This is a genomic window from Beduini sp., from assembly GCF_047239305.1.
GTDB lineage: Bacteria > Bacillota_I > Bacilli_A > Erysipelotrichales > Coprobacillaceae > Beduini.
Genome location: NZ_JBKTEM010000005.1, coordinates 58,373 through 79,780, shown reverse-complemented (window position 1 = coordinate 79,780; position 21,408 = coordinate 58,373). Strand labels below are relative to the sequence as shown.

Below are 21,408 nucleotides of genomic sequence, written 5' to 3'. Positions count from 1 at the left end.
AAAACAAAATTTAATTTTTTTGATGATAGCTTAAAATTTCTTTTTTAATCTCCTCATTAATATCTTTTATTGTATAATCCGGTTCTGCCACATAAAATCCCTGTACAAAATCCAAATCTAAATCAATCAATGTTTTTAATTCTTCCGGTCTTTCTACCCCTTCGCCAATAACTTTTATCCCTTTGGCTTTCGTATAAGCTAAAAAGCTTTTAACCATTAACTGCTTATCTTTGTCTTTATCAATATTGTTAATTAATGAAATATCAATTTTAACATAAGCGGGATTCATCGTTAACACGGTTGTTTCACTGCTGTAGCCAGTCCCAAAATCATCAATCGCAAGTTCTGCCTGCCAACGAGTAAGCTGATCCACCTTCGTTTCAAAACGCCCCAAATCTGATTGCTCACTCTCAATCATCTCGACTACAATTGATTTCAAATAAGCACCGTAGGTTTCCTGAATATGATTCATATCTACAGCCGACAGACTGGTATTTGGCACAGAGTTCACAAATAGTTTATAAGGCATGTCAGAAGATATCTGTGCACTGTAATCTTCCAATACACGATACCATGTCATCTGTTCAATATAATAGAGCTTAGATTGTGATTTTGCCAGTCGCATCACATCAGATGGATCTTTCAAATTAGGAATCTGTGGTCTCATTAATCCTTCGTAAGCATAAACTTCTCCTGTTTTTAATGAAACGATTGGCTGAAAGGCATAACGAACAGCCATTGTTTCCAGCATCTGATTTAAGAGCTCAGTATCATTCAGAAGAATTTTATCTCTTTCATAAGAATCCTCATTGAAAGCTACAACAATGCCTTTTTGACGTCTTTTCGCATCATACATCGCAAAATCCGCATGTTTGATCATCTGATCATAGGTGTAAGCATCTTCGCGATACCATGAAATACCAGCAGAGGCACGCAGACGCATAGACGATTGATCAGGAAATTGAATACGTGTTTTTGATAAAGTACCATGTACCCGTTTAATTTCATTCAGTGCTTCTTCCGATGTCTCATAGCCATAAAACAAACCTATGAACTCATCTCCTGATTGTCGGGATATAATTGCTTTTCCGGTTTCTATCGCACTTAATACCTGAGCTGACTGCTGAATATAAAGATCTCCAAAATCATGACCATACGTATCATTGACATACTTTAGATTATCTAAATCCCACAATACACAAGCGATCACCGGATAATTATCCATTATAATCGTCATTGCTTTTTCTTTAAATGCCCGACGGTTCAGCAGATTGGTCAAAACATCATAATCACGTTCATAAGCCATTTTCTGCATTTCCAACTTCTCTTTAGTAACCTCTGTCACAATAACCAGCAAACGATCATCCGATTCATTTAAGACAAAACGGAACCATTTATTTGTATCCTCAAAAGGAACCAAGCAAGTATAAGTCCCCTCATCATATTCATTTTCGATAATCTTATCATAAAATCCTTCAAAAAATGTTGAAACCTCATCTAAACTCGCTAAATTGATATCTTTCGGCATTCCCAAAAGAGTGACCAAACTGTCCGAGCAATAGATTGAATTTTCACTATCCTTATATTCGATTGCTGCCAGCGGAAAATCAATCGATTCAAAAATCTTACTTAAACGAGAAGCATTAAATGCCACATCCGCACTCAGTTTTTCAATCGCTGAGGATAATTCATCAATCTCATTAATATTCACTTTTTCTAATTCAATTTTTGAAGCCGGATTGCTTTCTTTTAATCGCTTCATTACCCTCAGCATCGCTTTAGAGATATTAGAGCTTGAAAGCAGAGCAATTCCCACAGATACCATGATTGCTGTGACAAACGATAAAAGGATAGCTTTATCCATCGTATACACCATACTTAATAGATTGTTTTTTGAGACAACCCCTACCAAATACCATTGGTCACTTGAGAAGGGACCATTTTTCTCATAAATATTAATACGATGTACCCCGGCAACCAGGCTTTCATTCACTCCCTGTGCAGAAACATTCGCCATATTAGGAACATTTTCCATCATATTGAGTGTCAAATCAGAACCATTCAAAACTGCTTTTAAATATGGGCTATTGATAAATTCAATTCCATACTGACTGTCTGCCTCCCTACTGTTTACCGCGATCAGATATCCGCCCATTTCATCTACACTTAAATCATCATAACTCATAGATTGAGCTAACAAGGAAGTGCTTACTTCGATGCCTACAACCCCATAGACATTTCCAGCAGCATCAATTAAGGGTAAGCTATAGGTAAAAATATCGATATCGGTTGGGCTCAGACTGAATTTTTTCGACCAATAGCCATACTGACTACTTTTTAATCCCGGATATTCTTTAACCACTGAAAATGGTTTTGTATAAAAATCTTGATAATCCATCATATTTAGATCTACATAAGGTGTCCAATGACTATCCAGTGTAATATTATAATCTTTCATAATTGAACTTAATCCATACTCGGCAATGATATCACTGTTGTCTAAAGAAATAGAAGAAATATCTAAACGACGGAAATACAAAGCTGGCTTTTCAATTGCACCGTTTCCATCTAAGATAATAAATCCTCCATTCACATTGGAATTCTTTGTCAGTGTGAGTAATTCATTGGCAAAAGGATGGAGCAATTCTGAAGTCTGTTCTGAAGTTAACGAACTCATCAGATCTATTCCCAAATCTTTTGCACGCGCTTGAATATTCTTATTAAATTCTTTTTCAAAAGTATCTAAACTGTTTTTATATCGACTTAACATTGACTCCACAGTGTTTTTTCTTGTCAGAGAAGTCGCTGCTATATTATTATATGCATTTGTCTCGATATTCTTGATTGCCCCGCTACCAAAAACGAAAATTATATAAATACATGATTGCACTAAGACAACTGTAATCATCGCTTTTAATAATTTAGTTTTTATAGAGGTTGACTTTTTCATATTAGATACTCCTATTTATTGATTATTTCATTTAATTCCTTTAATAACCCCTCATACCAATTATTGAAATTTTCTTCGGTATCAAAATTACTAACGGCTGCTTTTTTATCACTGCTGTCCAAAACAGTTTGACGATCTGTCTTCGATTTATCACTTAATGATTTTTCCAGCGCATTACGGGCATCATTGGAATTGTCAAAAGCTTTGGATGTGTACAGTTCATAATCATTAACCTGGTCTACTGATACTTTTAAAGTATCACTGACAACAGGTGCCATAGTAACTTCACTGTCCTGCAGACGCGTTGTAATCGTTTCAAAATTATTAGCAGATTTTTGAACTGGCAAATAAGAAGAGTTTACTGAAAACTCAACATTCTGTTCTTCCTGAGTAAACCATTTTAAGAAAACTGCAGATGCATATTCGTGCGCCTCATCTGATACCGAAACCGACATCCCAGCTCCCTGCTGTACTGCAATGGCTTCCCCATCTTTAAAATAAGGAGCTTTCATTACCGTACACTCAATCGGATAGCTGTTTCCATCATCATCAATCACTGCTGACGGGAAGTAGCTTGCAGAAGAAGATGATCCAACTAAAGCAATAATATCCCCTGTTTTGGCATCATCACTGCTGAATCGTCCTTTAGACAAGAAGTATCCATTGATATAAGGAATATAGTAATTATCCCATAACTTCTTAGCCGTTTCCTTTGTCAATGAAATTGTGACTTCCCCATTTTCTACTTTAAATACTTCTTCACCCAATTCTTTAGCTCCGCTTAATATATAGTTAGCCATTGAATCTCGTCCGAAAAATGCTTTTCCATCATCTGCAATATCCGGTGTTAAAGCATCCGTATATTCATAATATTTCTTTGCACATTCCGTAATTCCTTCTAAAGTCTGAAGTTCTTCAAGACTGCTTCCTGTTGCTTGTGCAAACTTATTCCAATCTGTTTGATTGACCATCATCACTTCCGTTGATTTAGCGGTCGGAAATACTTTTAATGAATTCTTCGCATCAAAGCGTCCCTCCTCAATGAATGAATCGACATATGTATCTAATTCTTTCTTAGTAAAATATTGATCTAGATCCACTAATTTTCCCATTTTATCTAATTCTAAAGCAAAATCTACATAATTAGCGAAGATATTAGGCATCTCATCTGCACCCACTTCTTCATTTGCGGCATTACGTAATTCATCATAAAGATTATTAATCGTTGATTTCGATTTTGCTGTTGCGATAATCCCTAATTCTTTCCCCTTAGTTTGGTTGAACTGGTTTACCATTTCTTCAAAGGCAACGAGCTGTTTTCCATTATAATAGTGCCAAATTGTAATACTAATTGGATTATTGGGATTCAATCCATGCTTTTTATCACTGCATCCTGTAAGTACTACTAATCCTAAAGAAATTGCAAGTAAACACTGTATAAACTTTTTCATAAAAATCCCCCTTTGTCCCATTATACCTCATCTATATAAGCAATACTAGTTCATTAAACGTAAAAAAGTAGCTGTAATAGCTACTAAATCACTATGATTAAATAAACAGAATAACAAGCACTGAAATTAGATTACTGAAAACATGTAAATACATCGGTACAGCAATCGATTTTGTCTTTTCATAAAGAAATGCAAATAAACAGCCCATGAACATATACGGCGCTATTTGTATAAACTGACTTAGGTCTCCGGCAAAGACAGCTCGACTGACATGGATAAAGCCAAATAGAAAGCCTGACACCAAAATTGCCAGCGTTGGACCAAAGCGGCGCATCGCCCTAAAAATAATGCCCCTGAAAACAAATTCTTCAACTAATGGTGCAAAGACAATCGTCGCAAACAACATCGGTATTGGAAAATTATGCATTAATCCTTCAATCGCTACTTGATTTGCACTTTCACTGCCCAAATCAAATAAGTTAACTACGATATTCCCAGCCACCATCACAACATAAGTCAATCCGTAACCGGCTAATGTCAATTTCCCGATTTCTTTTAGAGAAAGACTTTTAAAGTACTGCCAAGCAGATTGAAATACGTTTCTAAACATAAAAAGGGCAATAATAAGTAATGTCCCATCAACAACAAAATTAAACCACGAGTTGACAAAATTGCTGTCCGTCCAGCCAAAGGCATTGATTAAAAGTCCAAATACAATGCTTAATAAAAATGTTGCACCAATAAAATAGAGAGGTAGATATATACCCACCCCCATTATTAATTGCCTATTACTGAATGTTTCATAAAAATCATCATCTTCTCTTGGCAGTTCCTCTTTAAAACGAGACTCTCCATAATCATAATAATGATCATCCATTTCTATCGTATCCTCTCCGACCACTTCTTTATAAAAAATGGTCATGGCTAATTGATAACGAACACGATATACTAAAACACTAATAATTGCAGATAAAATAATAGTGAATAAAAAGGTTCCATTATCACCAATCGGAATCAGCATTGAAATCACCGTTCCAATAATCACAGTCAGAATATAGGCTAACACTATCCAACCAAAGAAAGAAAGCTTCAATAAAAACAACTGTTTCTTCTTGCCTTTCATCATTCGTTTAGCAATTCCCATTGCTTCAAATCCTTTAACTCCATCTTCCAATAGATAAAACACCGGAAAGAAGAATAAATCATAAATAATGTTAGTGATGATAATGACGATAATGTTTGGCAAGACAATCATTGCCAACACTGTAAATACAGCGCCTAACGCAGACATTAACGCATATTCATAACTAAGGAACCCATAATTTGTTTGACTGATCAATTCCACTGCTTCCATCAGTTGATCACCAAACACCATATAAACCAGTGTCGTTACCAAAATAACTTCAATAAAGAATATGACGAATTTTATAAAATTATACGTAAAATATGTACCAAATAATTTCGTCCAATTCTTAAAACCATATAGCCCATCTTCATATGTTTCTACCGTTTCCCCACTGTCACGATAAGCTTTTAAAGATGAAGTGATAAGTCCTTGTGTAGCAGGCATTATCAATATACTCGCTATCAGTGTAAGAAGTGAATTTGATATTAGTGATGGGATAACCCCAACTAAAGAAACAAATAAAAAAATCGGAATTAGGATTCTTTTATACTGAATCATCATTTCTCTAGATCTATATACTATATCAATATTACGCATTCTCATACCTCCCTTTATGACATTATATCACTTCACCCAATAAAAGAAAATTCATTTGATATCTAAACTAGTCTTTATTGCCTGATTGATCAGTTCCATCTTTTCTGCGGAAACACAGCCAACTTTGTCGAAAATACGTTTTTTATCAATCGTTCTTATCTGTTCTAATAAAACTATCGATTTCTTTTCTAACTGATCATTATCAATTAAGACATGGGTAGGTATTTTATTTTTCTGCACTTTTGAAGAAATAGGGGCTACGATCACAGTAGTAGAAAACTTATTTCCCTTATTATTTTGCAATATCAGGACCGGACGATATCCTCCTTGTTCACTTCCTACTACCGGTGATAAATCGGCATAAAAAATATCTCCTCTAGTAATACTCATTCATCCTCACTCCCTAGTAATACTATATGCTTAACCCCATGTAGAATTGACTAGAATATTAGGGACAAACTAAATTTTTATCTTACAAAATAAAAAGAAGAGCATTATCACTCTTCTATTCATCATCATTTGTATAGTCAAATTTCTTGTTGTAACCAGTATTTTTCTTTGATTGTACTAATTGATAGAATGCATAAGCTGCTAACCCGCCACCAACAAGCGTCGTTGCAATCAGCGCATAGATGATCATCTGCTGCGTATTGACTTTTTCATTTGTCTTATCTACTGCTTCCTGAGTTGTTGGTGCTGCCATTGAATAAAGCTGTAACGCATCTTCTGTTTTTTCATATTGATAGTATTTAATATTACCCAGTTCATCCATTACATAAATGATTGAGTAATTTGAAAATGCTTCGTCTTCAAATGTCCATCCATTAAATTTTTCATCTTTGATCACAACTTCTCCATAAATAAGCCCCTTCATCTTTTGCTTATCTGCCGGAACATCAACAATATAAAGGTTTCGACCTAATAATCCAACCGGTTTAAAAATCGAAGTCACCTGATTGTTTTCAAACAAGTAGAAATTCTTTTCACCTGCTTCATTTACTAAGAATACAATAGTCTTATTCATTTGGGCACTGTTCCATGCCTTAACTTCCTGTCCGTCTAACGTTACTGTTGTTTCTTCAAAAGAATTAGGAATGCCAATTTCATCAGTATTTCTGACAACGCCTAATTTTTGGTTATTAAAGGTTGTGTAAACTAACGGTGTTTCATCTACGTTCACTTTTACATAATAGGTTTTAACATCGCCGTTTTCTGCAGTAACATTAATCGCGATTTCATTAGTTCCTGCTTTTAAGCTATGTTCTCCGGTTCCCTCTACAGCTGCTTTTTCATCTGCGGCACTTGCATCAATGCTGATCGTTGTCGCATCTGCCGGTAAAGTAACTGTATATTCTGTTGTATCGGCATTAAATTCCGGACTTAATGTTCCTGTACTTACAGATAATCCGGATAAATTGTTGTTTGTTGACTTTGGATCTTCTTCGGGAGTTTCAGTTGGTGTTGTGGGTGTTGTATTTCCTCCGGAAGCTGCACCACCCGAAGTTGATCCCCCAGTATTAGAATTTCCTCCACCTGAAGGTGTATTACTTGATGATCCGCCACCGTTGTTACTTGGGCGGTTAATAACAGAAACAGAAGCGCCACCTGATACTGACTCATCTAATTCAGTATCATAATCAGAAACTACTCCCCCAATAGAAACAGACAAAGTACCTACTGAATTTCCGGTTACGGTGTATGATTGGGAAGAATTATCTAGCCATACCTTATCATTCACGGCACCAGACAATGTAACAAAGCCTGCACCATTACTTACTGTAACTGTAAAAGTGACTGATTCTCCAACATAAATAGTGCTTGCACTTGCAGAAATAGAAGCACTTGCTGCATAGACATTGCTAATAAATCCAGTCATCATGCATACCACCATTGTAATTGTACACAATGCACTTATCATGATTTTATTTTTATTTTTATTTTTCATTTATTATTCCTCTTCTCTATCTGCCCATAATTATATTTTTAACTTTTACATAATCCGCTGGAGTTACTTTACCATCACCATTTGCATCGGCCGCTTCTAATGCTCTTCCAGAAAGTAAACTGGTGCCCATAATATGATTTTTAATTTTTACATAATCTGCTGGTGTAATTTTTCCATCTCCATTTACGTCACCCTTTAAAACTATTTCATCTGGAATATCAAGCCCACTTCCGTTATAGACTACAGTTGTTGATGAAGCAGGGATATATACATAATCACGTGTAGATTTAAAAACTGCGGTTGTCGCTAATTGATTACGCTCCTCAGTTAATGGAGTATCAGAAATAATCTTATACCACTTTTTTCCATCTGTTCCTGTAACAACATCAAGGATTGTTACTGGAAAATCATACACTTGGTCAAGACCAGCTCCATCCATAGTCGCACTAGAATAAATTGCTTTCGAATTAGGATCAGCTTCTTTATAGAACCACTGTTCCCCACCAGTTAAAATCCCAATCGTATAACGTCCAAAGTCACTGTTATCACTAGATGTTAATTTCCACATATGCGAAGCCGCTTTTTCGCCCCAATAGCCATCAGAGGCGTAAGCAACGTTTAATCCGCTGTGTTTATCTCCTAAATGTGGTCCGCAGTAACGCTCATCAATCGCATTTAAATATCCTCGTGAAACATAATCATAAGCATGTCCATTGATACTATCTAAAATACTCTTATAATAAGTTGCTTGATCAGGATCACTGTCATAAGCTGCATGTCCAAATAAATTATTACGATTCAATGCATAATCACTCATTCCCCAACCGGTTTCATTGATAGCGACCCCAAGCATTAACCCAGCATTGACCGTATATGTATTTTGAGAAGTAATAAACGCCTGTCCTTGAGAAGTTAAGGCACTTGTTCTTCCGTTAATTCCAGCATTTAAAAAACTATTCAAACTGCTTACTGAAAAATTACTTTTTGTATGATGGGACAAATACTGATAGTAATTATAATATGGATTTCCACTATTAATGGCATTACTGTAATTTCCATTACGATAGTCATCTAACATTTTAGTGTAGCTTGTATAGAAGTAATGACCGTCATAACTATAATAGGTCGCTCCTTCTTGCATATAGCTTTGTTTAACCCCTACACGAGCATAAGAAAGCGGATAGCTAGACCCACTGTAATAGCGTGAAGCATGGTATAAAACCCCATTATCGACTTCATAAAAACTAACTCGGTTGTCAGCTATATTGGTTTCAATACCTGCTATGTACCCAGCTGCCACATCCATCACCACACCGGAAACTTTGATGCGGATCGTACGGCCATCTGCACTTGTACTGATATAAGCTGCATCTGCCGCTGTTCCGCCATGAATATATCCTGTTCTTCCCGAATCTACCTCAGTATAATAAATCACCTGATTTTTCAAACGAGCTAACCCATAGTTTGTTGTACGAACCGTATTATTCGCCTTGACCATCACATCTCCGGCTGAACGATAATATTTTGACTTTTCCATTACTTCATTGGCTTCTTCATAGGTATCGTATTCCCCTAAGACAGTTTCATCTTCACCACGTACCGAAACAACCTGATAGGTTTCATCTTCATCAGATACCGCTAATGGTTCTGCCTCATTATTATATTCTATATATTCTACATTCCCCTCTTTATCCATGACAATAAAGTGAGTATTGTCAATATCACTAATGTTGTTCTCATTATCCTCCGCCTTAACAGATTCACCGTATCTATAAAACGCAGGAATAATCATCATAAACGCCATTAATAACAACGTTATTTTCTTCTTATTATGCATCGATTTACTCCCCCTTTTAATTGCACACTTCTCTATTTACAGATTATCCTATAATCCACTTATTTTGTCAATTACATAATCAAAATTGGTAAAAATGGTAAATTATGGGTAAAAACATTTAATCATTGGCTAAAAAATAACCAATGATTTCCTTTTTATCTTTGTTTAATTGTGAAATCAACTCTTGAGGTGAAGAAAACTTCACTTCATCGCGTATCAAACAATAAAAATAGACATGCACAATCTTCCCATAGATATCCTGATCAAAATCAAAGATATTAACCTCCAATGAACGCTGCTCCAATGAATCAAAAGTTGGATTATACCCAATATTGCACATTCCCATATATAATTGCTGATCAACTTCTATTTTTACTCCGTAAACCCCATTTTTAGGAACCGCATATTCTCCGTAATCTACATTAGCTGTCGGAAAACCGATCGTTCTCCCAATCTGACGTCCCTTAATCACTTCGCCCTTGATGCAGTAAGGTCGTCCTAATAAATGACAGGCTGTTTGCACCTGTCCGTCACACAATGCTTTTTGAATACGAGTCGAACTTACTTTTTGCTGATCAATCATGATTTCTTCTTGAATATAAACTTCAAAATGATCTGCCGCCAAATCTTTCAGCAGTTTGCCATTGCCCTTGCCGCCTGAACCAAAATGATAGTCAAAGCCGCATACCAAACAGCGAATGTCTAAAGGTCGAATAAACTGCCTAAAAAAGTCTTCCGGTGATAACTGACTTACTGCTTTATCAAAATTAACAATAATCAAGTAATCGATTCCCATCTTTTCTAAAAGCTTTGCCCGATCTTCAAAAGAAGTTAAATGATGTTCAGCTTCCATCTTCCCTAAAGTAATCAAAGGATTCGGCGAGAAGGTCATCAAGGCAGAAGCGATTTGATGCTCGGATGCAAAATCCTTTACCTTATTGGCTAGAGCCTGATGCCCTAAGTGAAGCCCATCAAAATATCCCATCGCTAAGGCAATCGGTTGTTTTAAGGTGAGTGGTTCATTCAAATAATAATGTAATACCTTCACTACCATAACCCCCTTACATTTTTTAAAGTGTGATTGCCTGACTGCTCATAAATGGCTAAAATATGTCCTTCTTTGTTTTTTATAGCGATCTGCCCTTCTAATGCAGAATCAATCGTTTTTCCATGATAAACAATCTTTTCATCTTCAATTGTTAAGGATGGTAAATGAGCCAGTGCTTCATCTAAGGCAATCATTTCATACTGATTGTTTTCCAACGCTTCTAAACTGACGCAGTCCTCTAATTTAAAAGGTCCGGACTGAGTTCTTTTTAATGCACTCATACATCCCGGATAACCTAATGCACAAGCAATATCCACACATAATGACCGGATATAGGTCCCTTTAGAGCAATGCACTCGAATTTGAATTTCATCCTCGTTTAATGCTACACATTCTATTGAATAAATCTCAATATCACGTGGCTGAATTTCCACAGTTTCACCGGCACGGGCATACTCATATAATTTTTTTCCATTCACTTTGATTGCGGAATATATCGGCGGTATCTGTTTTTGTTTCCCTTTAAACTGAGTTAAGACATGATTTAGCTGTTCTAGTGATATATCATTGCGATAAGGCACTTGGTTTTGAATTGTTCCAGTCATATCATAAGTATCTGTAGAAATCCCCAGCTTAATAGTAGCTACATAGTGTTTATCTTCACTCGTTAAAAACTGTAAAGCCTTGGTTGCTTTATTGACGCAAACCACTAAAACACCACTAGCCTCCGGATCCAATGTTCCACAGTGTCCCACTTTTTTTGTATGCAGTACTCTTCTTACTTTCCCTACAATATCATGACTTGTATATCCTAACGGTTTATCGATTAATATGATCCCATCCATGTCTTTTTCACCCTTCTTCATTACTTTACCTATTTTAACAAATTCCGTCTTTATTTAAAAGGAAAATAATATTGTATATTCACTTAAAAGATGTAAAATAATAATAGAGTTTAATAAAAGGAGAAACAGAATGAATTTTGATAAACAATATGTATTAGATGTCTTAACCGATATTTTAAAAACAGACAGTCCAAGCGGATTTACACATGGTGTCATGCAAAAGATTGAAACGTATGCAAAGGAATTAGGATTCACTTTTGAAATGACAGAGAAAGGAAATGGCATTATTATGGTTCCGGGAACAGACAGCAGCCGCACTATTGGTGTTTCTGCTCATGTTGATACATTAGGAGCTATGGTAAGAAGTATTAAAGCTAATGGTCGCTTAGCCTTTACTCGTGTCGGTGGTCCTATCTTACCTACGTTGGATAGTGAACAATGTACGATCTATACCCGTACCAATAAAACTTACTCAGGCACATTCTTTTCCACCAGTCCGGCTATTCATGTCTATAATGATGCCGCCACTTTGGAAAGAACAGAAGAAAATATGGAAGTAATCTTGGATGAAATAGTAAAAACAAAAGAAGACACTGAAAAGCTAGAAATTGCAAACGGTGATTATATCTGCATCGATCCAAAAACTGTGATTACTGAAAATGGATTTATTAAATCACGTTTCTTAGATGACAAGCTAAGCGTAGCCATTATCTTCGGGGTTTTAAAATACATGCATGATCAACACATAATGCCTCAATATAACGTAAAAGTATTGATTTCTACATTTGAAGAGGTCGGACATGGTATGGCATATATTCCTAATGATATTTCCGAAGTATTAGCCGTCGATATGGGATGCATTGGTAAAGATCTTGCCTGTAGTGAGTATGATGTATCGATTTGTGCAAAAGATTCTTCCGGTCCATATGATTATGCAATGACTTCAAAATTAATTGAATTGGCAAAAGCAAATGACTTACAGTATGCCGTAGATATCTATCCTTCTTATTCTTCCGACGCTTCTGCTGCCTTACGTGGCGGAAACAACATTCGTGCCGCTTTAATCGGTTCCGGTGTTTTTGCCAGTCATGGCTATGAGCGTTCTCATTATCAAGGTGTAGAAAATTCAATGAAATTATTAGCCCTATATTTAACACATTAAGATTCGATTTCATAATCGAGTCTTTTTTTGCCAAAATAATACAATAAAGAAGTTTTTTAAAAAAATATTTGCCTAATAAGACAAAGCTATATATAATATTAAAGGTTTGTGTCCAAAACAGGAGGTCTATAAATGAAAGAAAAGAAGAAATTATCCTTAGCAGTAAAAATGCTGTTCTCATTATTATTTGGTTTAATTGCCGGTGGTATTTTCATGGTCTTACGTGAAAATCTGTTAACCAATGGTCACACTGAAACATGGAATACGATCAATCGAATTCTATTTCAAGATATCAGCGCCGAAAACGCAGGAAATGCAATTGGAATCTTTTATATCATCGGTCAATTGTTTGTCAATGCTTTGCAATTAATTATTATTCCAATGGTATTTACTTCCATTACATTAGCGATCTGCACTATGAAAGATACAAAAAAATTAGGTCGCATCTCAACCAAAACCATTTTAATCTTTTTACTGACTACCGTATGTGCTTTAATCTTTGCCGGAGTTGTGGGAATGAGCGTCTATCGCAGTGGGGCGTTTAATCCGATCAATGTCAATAATTTAGCACCGTCAACAGGAAGTGTGGGTGCCAATCCGCTAAATATTATTTTATCTGTTGTGCCTAACAATATTATTTCCGCCTTCTCTAATAATGGTAAAGTATTGTCAATCGTTTTCATTGCTGTTTGTATCGGTTTAGCAATCAATCATTTACATAGTCAAATTCAAGTCTTTCATCGTCTGCTTGAAGAAATCAATAAAATCATTACAGTTTGTTTAAGTTTTGTCATCAACAAATTTGCCCCCATTGCCATCTTTGTTTTACTGACTCGTACTTTTGCGATCTATGGCATTGATTATCTAAAGCCGGCTTTAGCTTATGTCATTACTGCCGTGCTGGCATTATTTGTTTATCTTCTGATTGGTTATCCTATATATATTCGTTTATTAGCTAAATTAAATCCGATTCCTTTTGTTAAGAAAATCGCTAAAGTGGCACTATTTGGTTTCTCAACCTCATCAAGTGCTGCTGCATTCCCACTAAACAAAAAAACAACGGTTGAAGAATTAGGCGTTCACGATGAAATTGCCTCATTCACTTTACCGTTGGGAATGACTATCAACATGGATGGAACAGCGATTATGCAGGTCATTGCCGCAATCTTTATTGCTGCTAGTTCAGGATATGAAGTTTCATTTACAAGTATTGGCATCATCGCTGTATTAGCCTTAGTCTCATCGATCGGGACACCTGCTGCTCCAGGTGCCGGGGCTGTCATTTTGTTTACAATCCTAACCGGCATGGGGTATACGAACGATGCCGCATTGCTTGCCTATTCCTTGATTTTAGCAATCAATCGACCAATCGAAATGCTGGTGACCTCTTTAAATGTTGTCGGAGATTCCGCCACTTCGATCATTGTATCAAAATCTGAAAACCAGTTTGATCAAGACACTTATAATCATTAGATCCTTCGGGATCTTTTTTGTATCTGATTATTTATTTTCTTAAAATATGCTCCATCTTTTTCCCTTTAGCCAGTTCATCGATCAATTTATCCAAATAGCGAATTTCCTGCATTAACGGTTCTTTGATTTCTTCTACTTTAACACCGCAGACTGAGCCTTTAATCAAATGTCTGTTTGGATTTAGACTTGGCGCCTGATTAAAGAAATCCGCATAAGTTACTTTTGTTTCTGCACTCTCCTTCAGTTTAGTTTCACTGTAACCGGTAAGCCAAGTAATAATTTGATCCACTTCTGATTGCGTACGCCCTTTTTTCACCGCTTTACTGACAAGCAAGGGATAGATTTTAGAAAATTTCATCTGATATACTTTTTCATTATTCATCGTTTCCTTCTCCTTTACGACTCTCTATATTTTGGATAGAAATTTACCTTTTAATTCTTTTTTAACAAAACACTTAAATGGGAGTTGCCTACAATTTATTCTTCTAATTCATCCTTTTGAAAGATGAGCGACATTTTTTCGATATCACCGGTGCCTCTTGTCTCCTTTGGAACATAACCTTTATAGTCCCAGCCCTTCATGATCATTTCATAAATGACCTTTTCGAGTCCTTCAAATGTATACCTCGTTCCTTTTCCCAAGCCATATCCGCTTAATTCTGATTTCACTTCAATAAATTTTACTTGTTTCATCGCTTCCTTTGCTCCTTTCTATAATTCATATTTTTTGTTCTTTATCTACTTACAGTTTAGCATAGCGATATCCTAAATCCTGTTTTTTTTTACAAAAAAAAATATCCTCTCGGATATCTTAAGCATGCTGTATTAGGTAGTAATTTTTCTTTCCACGACGAATAACTGTCATTTCTTCACCAAAGGCCTCTGCTTTTTTAACAGTAAATGTTTCATCCGTCACTTTATTTCCGTTGATTAATACAGATCCGCCTTTTGTAAATTCACGTGCTTCACGTTTACTTTTCGCTGCTCCTGAAAGAATCAAGGCATCCAAAATATTTAGATCCTCATTAGTTTTAGAAGTAGGCACTCCGCTTAAACAAGCTTTTACCTGAGCTAAGCTTAATTCATTGATCGCACCGGAGAACAGCAATTCACTGATATGCACGGCTTCGTCATAAGCTTCCGAACCGTGTAAGAACGTGATGACTTCTTTAGCCAACGCTTTATGTGCTTCACGCAGATGAGGCTGTGTTTTGTTTTTCTCTTCTAACTCCATGATTTCTTCCGGTGTTAAGAAAGTCAGGAATTTTAAATAATCGATAACCTTATCATCCTCTGAGTTGATAAAGAACTGATACATTTCATAAGGAGATGTTTTTTCTTTATCCAGCCAAATGGCTTTTCCATTGGTTTTACCAAACTTCGTTCCATCACTCTTAGTTAATAACGGCATCGTAAATCCATAAGCTTCTTTTCCGGTTTTTTTACGGATCAATTCAATTCCGGCGGTAATATTACCCCATTGATCCTGTCCGGCAACCTGCATCATGCACTCCTTGTTTTCATATAGCCATAAGAAATCCAAAGCCTGCATAATCATATAAGAAAATTCAGTATATGTGATTCCCAGATCTAAACGGCTTTTAATAATTTCTTTTGAGAGCATATAGTTAATATTGAAATACTTTCCATAGTCTCTTAAGAAATCAATAAAATTAATATCTTTCGACCAGTCATAGTTATTTACCACTTCAAAGCCAAAAATATCCTCTGCTTGTTTTTTCAAACAATTAAAGTTATGAGTCACTTGTTCTTTAGTGATCATTGGTCTTTCTGTATCCGGTTTTGGATCTCCGATCAGTCCGGTTGCTCCCCCGACCAATAAGATAGGATTATGACCGGCATCTTTTAAACGCTTGCTGATCAAAAATGAAGAAAAATGCCCGATATGCAAACTATCTCCAGTTGGATCGGTTCCAATATAGAAAGTTAATCCTCCGTTATTTAATTTTTCTTCTAATTCTGGTGAACTGATATCTTTGATCAATCCACGCCATACTAATTCATCATAAATTTTCATATTGTCCTCCTTAAAATAAAAAGAGACCTCATCCAAAGGACGAAGTCTCGCGGTACCACCTTTATTCATGCTTTCACATGCACTCATTCATGCATAACGACATGACCCGTCTAAGCTTTTCACTTAGAAACTCCAGAGTGTATAGATCAAATTCCAGACTCGTTTTCACCAACCACGAGTTCTCTGTTGCTTTCCTTTGAACCTCTCTCTTTCAGCGTATAATTGGATTATATATGGTTTATTACAGTTTGTCAAACAGAATTCATAAAGAAAAAGCAGACCCTGCTGCTTTCATTTTTATTTCGTTGACTGACGCTGAATTAAAATATATTTTACTTCAACATCATTGGATTCGATTTCTTCGTTATTCAGCATCTTTGTCAAAAGGCGAACAGCTAAAGCTCCCATATTGTAAATAGGAATATTGATGCTTGTTAGTGTTGGCTTTGACATCAGAGCATAAGTGGTATTAAACATCCCAATGACTTCCATTTCATCAGGAATTGAAATCTGGTTATCGGTTGCTCCGTTGATGACAGCTACGCCTTCTTTATCATTGGTCGCAATGACAAGCTGATGTTTGTGAGTTTTAAAATACTCTTGAAACTGTTTGTAGCTTTCTTCATATTCAGAAGAACTTTCTAAAATCTGATCAAATGTTTTATTGTATTTCGCATAAGCTTCTTTGATTCCGCTCACCATTTCTTCATCGCTTAATAAGTTTTGATGTGTCGTTACAAATAAGATATCATCAATTCCTTTTTCCAAGCGGTCACAGGTAATATCATAAATCGCCTGCTTAACATTCGTATGAATGCTTCCTAAATTATCTCCTGCCATGTAATCTCCTACGACTACAATCGGAATTTTATATTTAGAAATTTGACTAATTTCTTCTTCCAAGAATTCATTGTTGAAAAGAATAACACCATCCGCTCTTGATTTAACTAATTTTTCCACCAATTCATTGACCATGTTATCTTCACCAATATCATCTGTCGTATGGAAAGTAACCGTATATTTTAAAGTACGGCTTGTATCTCCGATCCCACCGATCATATCTTTTACATGAGCAAATAATGATTGTGGAAAAACAACAGCGATCGTCGTTGTCTTACTTTTTGCCAATCCTCTGGCAATTTCGTTAGGTTTAAAATCTAATCGTTCGATGACCTCTAAAACACGGGCTTTGGTTGCCTGTTTAACAACACTAGACCCATTGATAACTCTGGAAACAGTAGCTAGAGAAACATTTGCTTCCCTAGCTACGTCATAAATGGTTACCTTTTTATCCATTATTTTTATTAGAATCGTCTGTATCAGACTTTTCTTCACCAATTTCTTCTAATAAGTCATCGATTTCTTCTTTAACATCATCTAATTCTTCGTCGATTTCATCACTCATATCATCGTATACATCTTGACCGTATTCAATGATTTTTTCTTTGTATTCATTAATCTTTTCCATAGCTTTTTGAGAAAGATCATCAATTCTTTCTAATACTTCCTGGCATGATTCATTATCTTTTGCTTTTTGTACCAATTCATCTAAACTGCTTTTAACGTCTGTTAATTTTTCTTTCGTTGAAGTTTTTACTTTTTCAGCATCGAAATCTTCTACAGCTTTTTTCATTTTATCAGCAGTAGTACTAATCATGCCTACGATATCATCTTTTGTCAGGTCTTTTGATTTATCGTATGCTTTCTTAGAACCTTCTTTAATGTCTTCTACCATTTCACTGCCTTTTTTAGGTGCACACAGCATTCCGGCAATAACACCAACACCTAAACCAACAATAAACTTTCCTAATTTCATATTTATATCCTCCTATTTTTTCCTAAACTTGCTTCTTCCGCCAAATGGGGCAAACAATCGTGTAATCGCTTCAAAAGGACGATTGATCATATCCAATTTGTAATTGATGTCATCAATCATCAGATTGGCTTTATCGATTGTTTGATTGGAGCGGTCGATCGTCATGTTGAGACGCTCGATCGTGCTGACTAATTTTATAAAAACAAAACCGAGTGCCAGCAAGGCAAACGCACCTGCTAATAAAACGATACATTGGCTTATCTGCAATGCGCTCATATATCCACCTCTTCTCTTAAGTTTATTATTGCACAGTCGCTTTCATTATGCAATAAATGTATTAAATTTCCGCTTTCTTCGCCTCTATCACTAAATCTTCGAACTTATAAATATCTTTGCTGCTCATAAATAAATAGACCACATCTTCATACTCTGAAAGCTGCTTAGCAGACTCCTGATCTTCACGAATAATCTTAGCTCTGGGTATATATTGTCCGATCTCATGAATATCAATGTCAATGCCGGGTTCTTTTGCTGCATTTTCCGGAAAATGACATAAATACGGATAATCTGAAAGATCCATTGCTTCAGCGAATTCTTTAGCAAAACGCAAGATTCTTGAAAAACGATCGGGTTTAAAGACTGCCACGATCTTTTTATACGGATAACGCATACGTGTCGCTTCAATGACCATGCGAATTGCTGTTGGATGATGAGCGTAATCATCAACATATATATTATGACCAATTTTTTTGACGCTATAACGGCGCTTTACCCCATCAAATGAGGCTAAACGCTCATTGATATATTCTGCTTCCATGCCTTCTAAATATCCCAATGTAATATTCGCTAAGGCATTTTGAAGCATATGTTTGCCAAAATAAGGCAGATTGAAATGACCAAACAGTTCACCATGAATCATCACATCAAAGCTCATGCCCTCTTCTGTCGGCAAATAATTAACCGCTTGAACATCATTGCTTTTATTTAAACCAAAAGACAGTGTTCTGGTTTGAATATTCAGTTTTGGCAGATAAGGATCATCTCCCCAAATGATGACCGTATCTTTTATCTGATTGGCAAAATTCTCAAATGCCTGCTTATAATCTTCAAACGTCTTGAAATAATCGACATGATCATATTCAATATTGTTAATCACAGCGTACTTAGGACGATAATGCAGGAAATGATCCTGATATTCACATGATTCCGCTATAAAATACTTGCTGTCTTTTTTTGCAAAGCCGGTTCCATCCCCAATCAGCACCGTTGTCTTATCATAATCTTTAAACAGATGATAAGCCATTCCGGTTGTCGTGGTTTTTCCATGAGTTCCGGCGATCGCAATTGAGTCATAGTGATTCATCATCTCACCTAAAAAATCAAAATAGCGATAGCATTCTACATTGGGATTTTCCAATGCCGCTTTCACTTCTTCATGATCATCATTGAACGCACTGCCAATAATCACCTTATACCCATCTTTAATATTTTCCTTGTTGAAAGAATAGATCGGGATGCCTTTATTTCTCAAATCTTCTTCAATAAAGATATATTTATCAATATCACTTCCGGCAACTTCATACCCAAGTTCATATAAAATTCTTGCTAGGGATGCCATCCCAGAACCTTTTATACCTATAAAATAATACATTATTTTCACCTCTAGAACTATTTTATCACAATCACAAAAAAAAGAAACATTAGAGCTCTATTTCCCTAATGTTTTGTTGCATATAATACGGCACCTAGCAGATTGGCGTCATTATTATAAAGACAACGGTCGATCCTTGTCGTAGTTAAGTCTTTGAACGGACGTTCCAAGGCATTCCAAGTCTCTCTTACTTTATCAATAAACCAGTCTTCTTCACTGATTCCGCCACCTAGGCAGATCACTTCCGGATTATAGAAAATAACAATGCTGAAAAGTCCTAAACAAATATTTAAGCACCATTGGTCCATTGCTTTCACTGCTGCTTCTTCGTTTGCTAGATAGCGTTCACATACTTCTGTTCCATAAGTCAGCTGAGTTTCGCTCATACTGTTATAAATGTCAATCAAAGCACTCATGGATGCCAGATGAGATAAACCTAAAATCTTTCCATTGGCATAACCCATTGGAATATTAGAGAATTCTCCGGCAATATTATTAACCCCTTGAATGACACCGTCACGATCACAGACACATCCGCCGATTCCCGTTCCGATAACGAAATATACACTTGAAGAAGTTCCTTTCCCATTACCAATCATCAATTCACAATAACCTGCCGCTTTAGCGTCATTCATCGTTGCTGTCTTGATTTTGGTGCGGCTTTGAATTTCTTCATTGACGCAATGATACATCATGATCTGCACATTACGGGCAGCTTTAGATAATACCGTAGAATCACTGTCAATCACACCCGGTGCACTGACCCCAATACATTCGACATCTAATTCTTTTAGCCCTTCGCAAAGGTAATCATAAAATTCATCTTTGGTCTCACACAGCTTGGTTTCTTTTTTCCATTTTTTGGTAATGGTGTAATCTTTTTCAACTAGCGCATATTTGATAAAAGTTCCGCCAATATCAATTCCTAAATACATGTATTTCCCCTCCATTTATATCTATCTTTACAATAGCATAAATAAGGGCTCAGCGAAACTATTTTTGATATTCTTCCATGAATTCCTTAGGATTATTATCTACATAATGCAAGCGATAATAATACTGCAGAATATCCTTGCGGGTAACGATTCCAATAAAGAGTTTACGGTCATCAATAATCGGAATAAAGTTTTGCTTCGTTGCCATCAGCAATAGATCTGCCATTGATGTATCAACCCTTGCGGCAGGATTTAGCTCCTGACGAATCATGTCTTTTACATAAATATGTTCACTCATTTTATATTCAAAGGGATCATGTTTCAAAATCTCCCATAACAAATCCCCCTCGGTAATGGTTCCTACATAGCGACCGCCGGCACTGATCACCGGTACTGCCGTAAAGCCATGATGCTTCATTGTTTCTAAGGCTTGCCTAGCGGTGTTGCTTTCATCAATATATGTTACATCCGATTTGGATTTCAAAAAAAATAACAAATTCATATACTCACCTTTTTCTTTTTTGTCCATCTCTA

Annotated in this window: 19 protein-coding genes and 1 other annotated feature; of the genes, 2 read left to right on the top strand and 17 right to left on the bottom strand. The window is 36.0% G+C overall.

Annotation, left to right across the window (positions count from 1 at the left end):
- Positions 1 to 10 precede the first annotated feature (10 nt).
- The 8 genes from ACLRVU_RS09445 to truB all read right to left on the bottom strand — a co-directional run bounded on the left by ACLRVU_RS09445 (position 11) and on the right by truB (position 11,799).
- A complete protein-coding gene (locus tag ACLRVU_RS09445; RefSeq protein ID WP_412891633.1) occupies positions 11 to 2,950 on the bottom strand; it encodes an EAL domain-containing protein in 2,940 nt (979 codons plus the stop codon).
- Positions 2,951 to 2,961: 11 nt separating this feature from the next.
- A complete protein-coding gene (locus ACLRVU_RS09440) occupies positions 2,962 to 4,401 on the bottom strand; it encodes an extracellular solute-binding protein (RefSeq protein WP_147551728.1) in 1,440 nt (479 codons plus the stop codon).
- Between the two features lie 97 nt (positions 4,402 to 4,498).
- Complete coding sequence (locus ACLRVU_RS09435) at positions 4,499 to 6,124, bottom strand: CPBP family intramembrane glutamic endopeptidase (RefSeq protein WP_412097009.1); 1,626 nt, start codon at positions 6,122 to 6,124, stop codon at positions 4,499 to 4,501.
- A gap of 51 nt (positions 6,125 to 6,175) precedes the next feature.
- Positions 6,176 to 6,514: a type II toxin-antitoxin system PemK/MazF family toxin gene (locus ACLRVU_RS09430; protein WP_041138179.1), complete on the bottom strand. Its 339-nt coding sequence runs from the start codon at positions 6,512 to 6,514 to the stop codon at positions 6,176 to 6,178.
- Positions 6,515 to 6,629: 115 nt separating this feature from the next.
- On the bottom strand, positions 6,630 to 8,069 hold the full coding sequence (locus ACLRVU_RS09425) for a cadherin-like beta sandwich domain-containing protein (protein ID WP_147551724.1): 1,440 nt from the start codon (positions 8,067 to 8,069) through the stop codon (positions 6,630 to 6,632).
- Positions 8,070 to 8,085: 16 nt separating this feature from the next.
- A complete protein-coding gene (locus tag ACLRVU_RS09420; protein WP_147551722.1) occupies positions 8,086 to 9,906 on the bottom strand; it encodes a dockerin type I domain-containing protein in 1,821 nt (606 codons plus the stop codon).
- Between the two features lie 118 nt (positions 9,907 to 10,024).
- Positions 10,025 to 10,954 (bottom strand): riboflavin biosynthesis protein RibF, encoded by a 930-nt coding sequence (gene ribF / locus ACLRVU_RS09415; RefSeq protein WP_412097010.1) that lies wholly within the window; start codon positions 10,952 to 10,954, stop codon positions 10,025 to 10,027.
- Positions 10,954 to 11,799, bottom strand: a complete 846-nt coding sequence (gene truB, locus ACLRVU_RS09410) for a tRNA pseudouridine(55) synthase TruB (RefSeq protein WP_147551718.1) — start codon at positions 11,797 to 11,799, stop codon at positions 10,954 to 10,956. Before truB ends, ribF begins: the two co-directional genes overlap by 1 nt.
- Before the next feature lie 130 nt (positions 11,800 to 11,929).
- Here truB and ACLRVU_RS09405 point away from each other — a divergent pair, with 130 nt between their 5' ends.
- Positions 11,930 to 12,961 (top strand): M42 family metallopeptidase, encoded by a 1,032-nt coding sequence (locus tag ACLRVU_RS09405; RefSeq protein ID WP_147551716.1) that lies wholly within the window; start codon positions 11,930 to 11,932, stop codon positions 12,959 to 12,961.
- A gap of 132 nt (positions 12,962 to 13,093) precedes the next feature.
- The gene (locus ACLRVU_RS09400; protein WP_412891632.1) at positions 13,094 to 14,434 is read left to right on the top strand and encodes a dicarboxylate/amino acid:cation symporter; all 1,341 of its coding nucleotides are present in this window, start codon (positions 13,094 to 13,096) and stop codon (positions 14,432 to 14,434) included.
- 31 nt (positions 14,435 to 14,465) lie between these two features.
- Here ACLRVU_RS09400 and ACLRVU_RS09395 read toward each other — a convergent pair whose 3' ends face one another.
- The 9 genes from ACLRVU_RS09395 to ACLRVU_RS09355 form a co-directional block, all read right to left on the bottom strand.
- On the bottom strand, positions 14,466 to 14,816 hold the full coding sequence (locus ACLRVU_RS09395) for a DUF2200 domain-containing protein (protein WP_412891631.1): 351 nt from the start codon (positions 14,814 to 14,816) through the stop codon (positions 14,466 to 14,468).
- A 95-nt stretch (positions 14,817 to 14,911) separates the two neighbouring features.
- A complete protein-coding gene (locus ACLRVU_RS09390; RefSeq protein ID WP_412891630.1) occupies positions 14,912 to 15,127 on the bottom strand; it encodes a DUF4177 domain-containing protein in 216 nt (71 codons plus the stop codon).
- Positions 15,128 to 15,245: 118 nt separating this feature from the next.
- Entirely contained in the window at positions 15,246 to 16,472 is a 1,227-nt protein-coding gene (gene tyrS, locus ACLRVU_RS09385) for a tyrosine--tRNA ligase (protein WP_412891629.1), read from the bottom strand.
- Positions 16,473 to 16,504: 32 nt separating this feature from the next.
- Positions 16,505 to 16,696, bottom strand: a binding site (T-box leader).
- 73 nt (positions 16,697 to 16,769) lie between these two features.
- Complete coding sequence (locus ACLRVU_RS09380) at positions 16,770 to 17,807, bottom strand: LacI family DNA-binding transcriptional regulator (protein WP_412891628.1); 1,038 nt, start codon at positions 17,805 to 17,807, stop codon at positions 16,770 to 16,772.
- A complete protein-coding gene (locus ACLRVU_RS09375) occupies positions 17,761 to 18,288 on the bottom strand; it encodes a YtxH domain-containing protein (RefSeq protein ID WP_147551706.1) in 528 nt (175 codons plus the stop codon). Before ACLRVU_RS09375 ends, ACLRVU_RS09380 begins: the two co-directional genes overlap by 47 nt.
- Before the next feature lie 12 nt (positions 18,289 to 18,300).
- Positions 18,301 to 18,564, bottom strand: a complete 264-nt coding sequence (locus ACLRVU_RS09370; protein WP_147551704.1) for a DUF948 domain-containing protein — start codon at positions 18,562 to 18,564, stop codon at positions 18,301 to 18,303.
- Between the two features lie 61 nt (positions 18,565 to 18,625).
- Positions 18,626 to 19,939: a UDP-N-acetylmuramate--L-alanine ligase gene (gene murC / locus ACLRVU_RS09365; RefSeq protein ID WP_412891627.1), complete on the bottom strand. Its 1,314-nt coding sequence runs from the start codon at positions 19,937 to 19,939 to the stop codon at positions 18,626 to 18,628.
- A 65-nt stretch (positions 19,940 to 20,004) separates the two neighbouring features.
- A complete protein-coding gene (locus ACLRVU_RS09360; protein ID WP_412891626.1) occupies positions 20,005 to 20,874 on the bottom strand; it encodes an ROK family protein in 870 nt (289 codons plus the stop codon).
- 58 nt (positions 20,875 to 20,932) lie between these two features.
- Positions 20,933 to 21,376 carry a CBS domain-containing protein gene (locus tag ACLRVU_RS09355; RefSeq protein ID WP_412891625.1) on the bottom strand — a complete coding sequence of 148 codons (444 nt, stop codon included), beginning with the start codon at positions 21,374 to 21,376 and terminating at the stop codon, positions 20,933 to 20,935.
- Positions 21,377 to 21,408 lie beyond the last annotated feature (32 nt).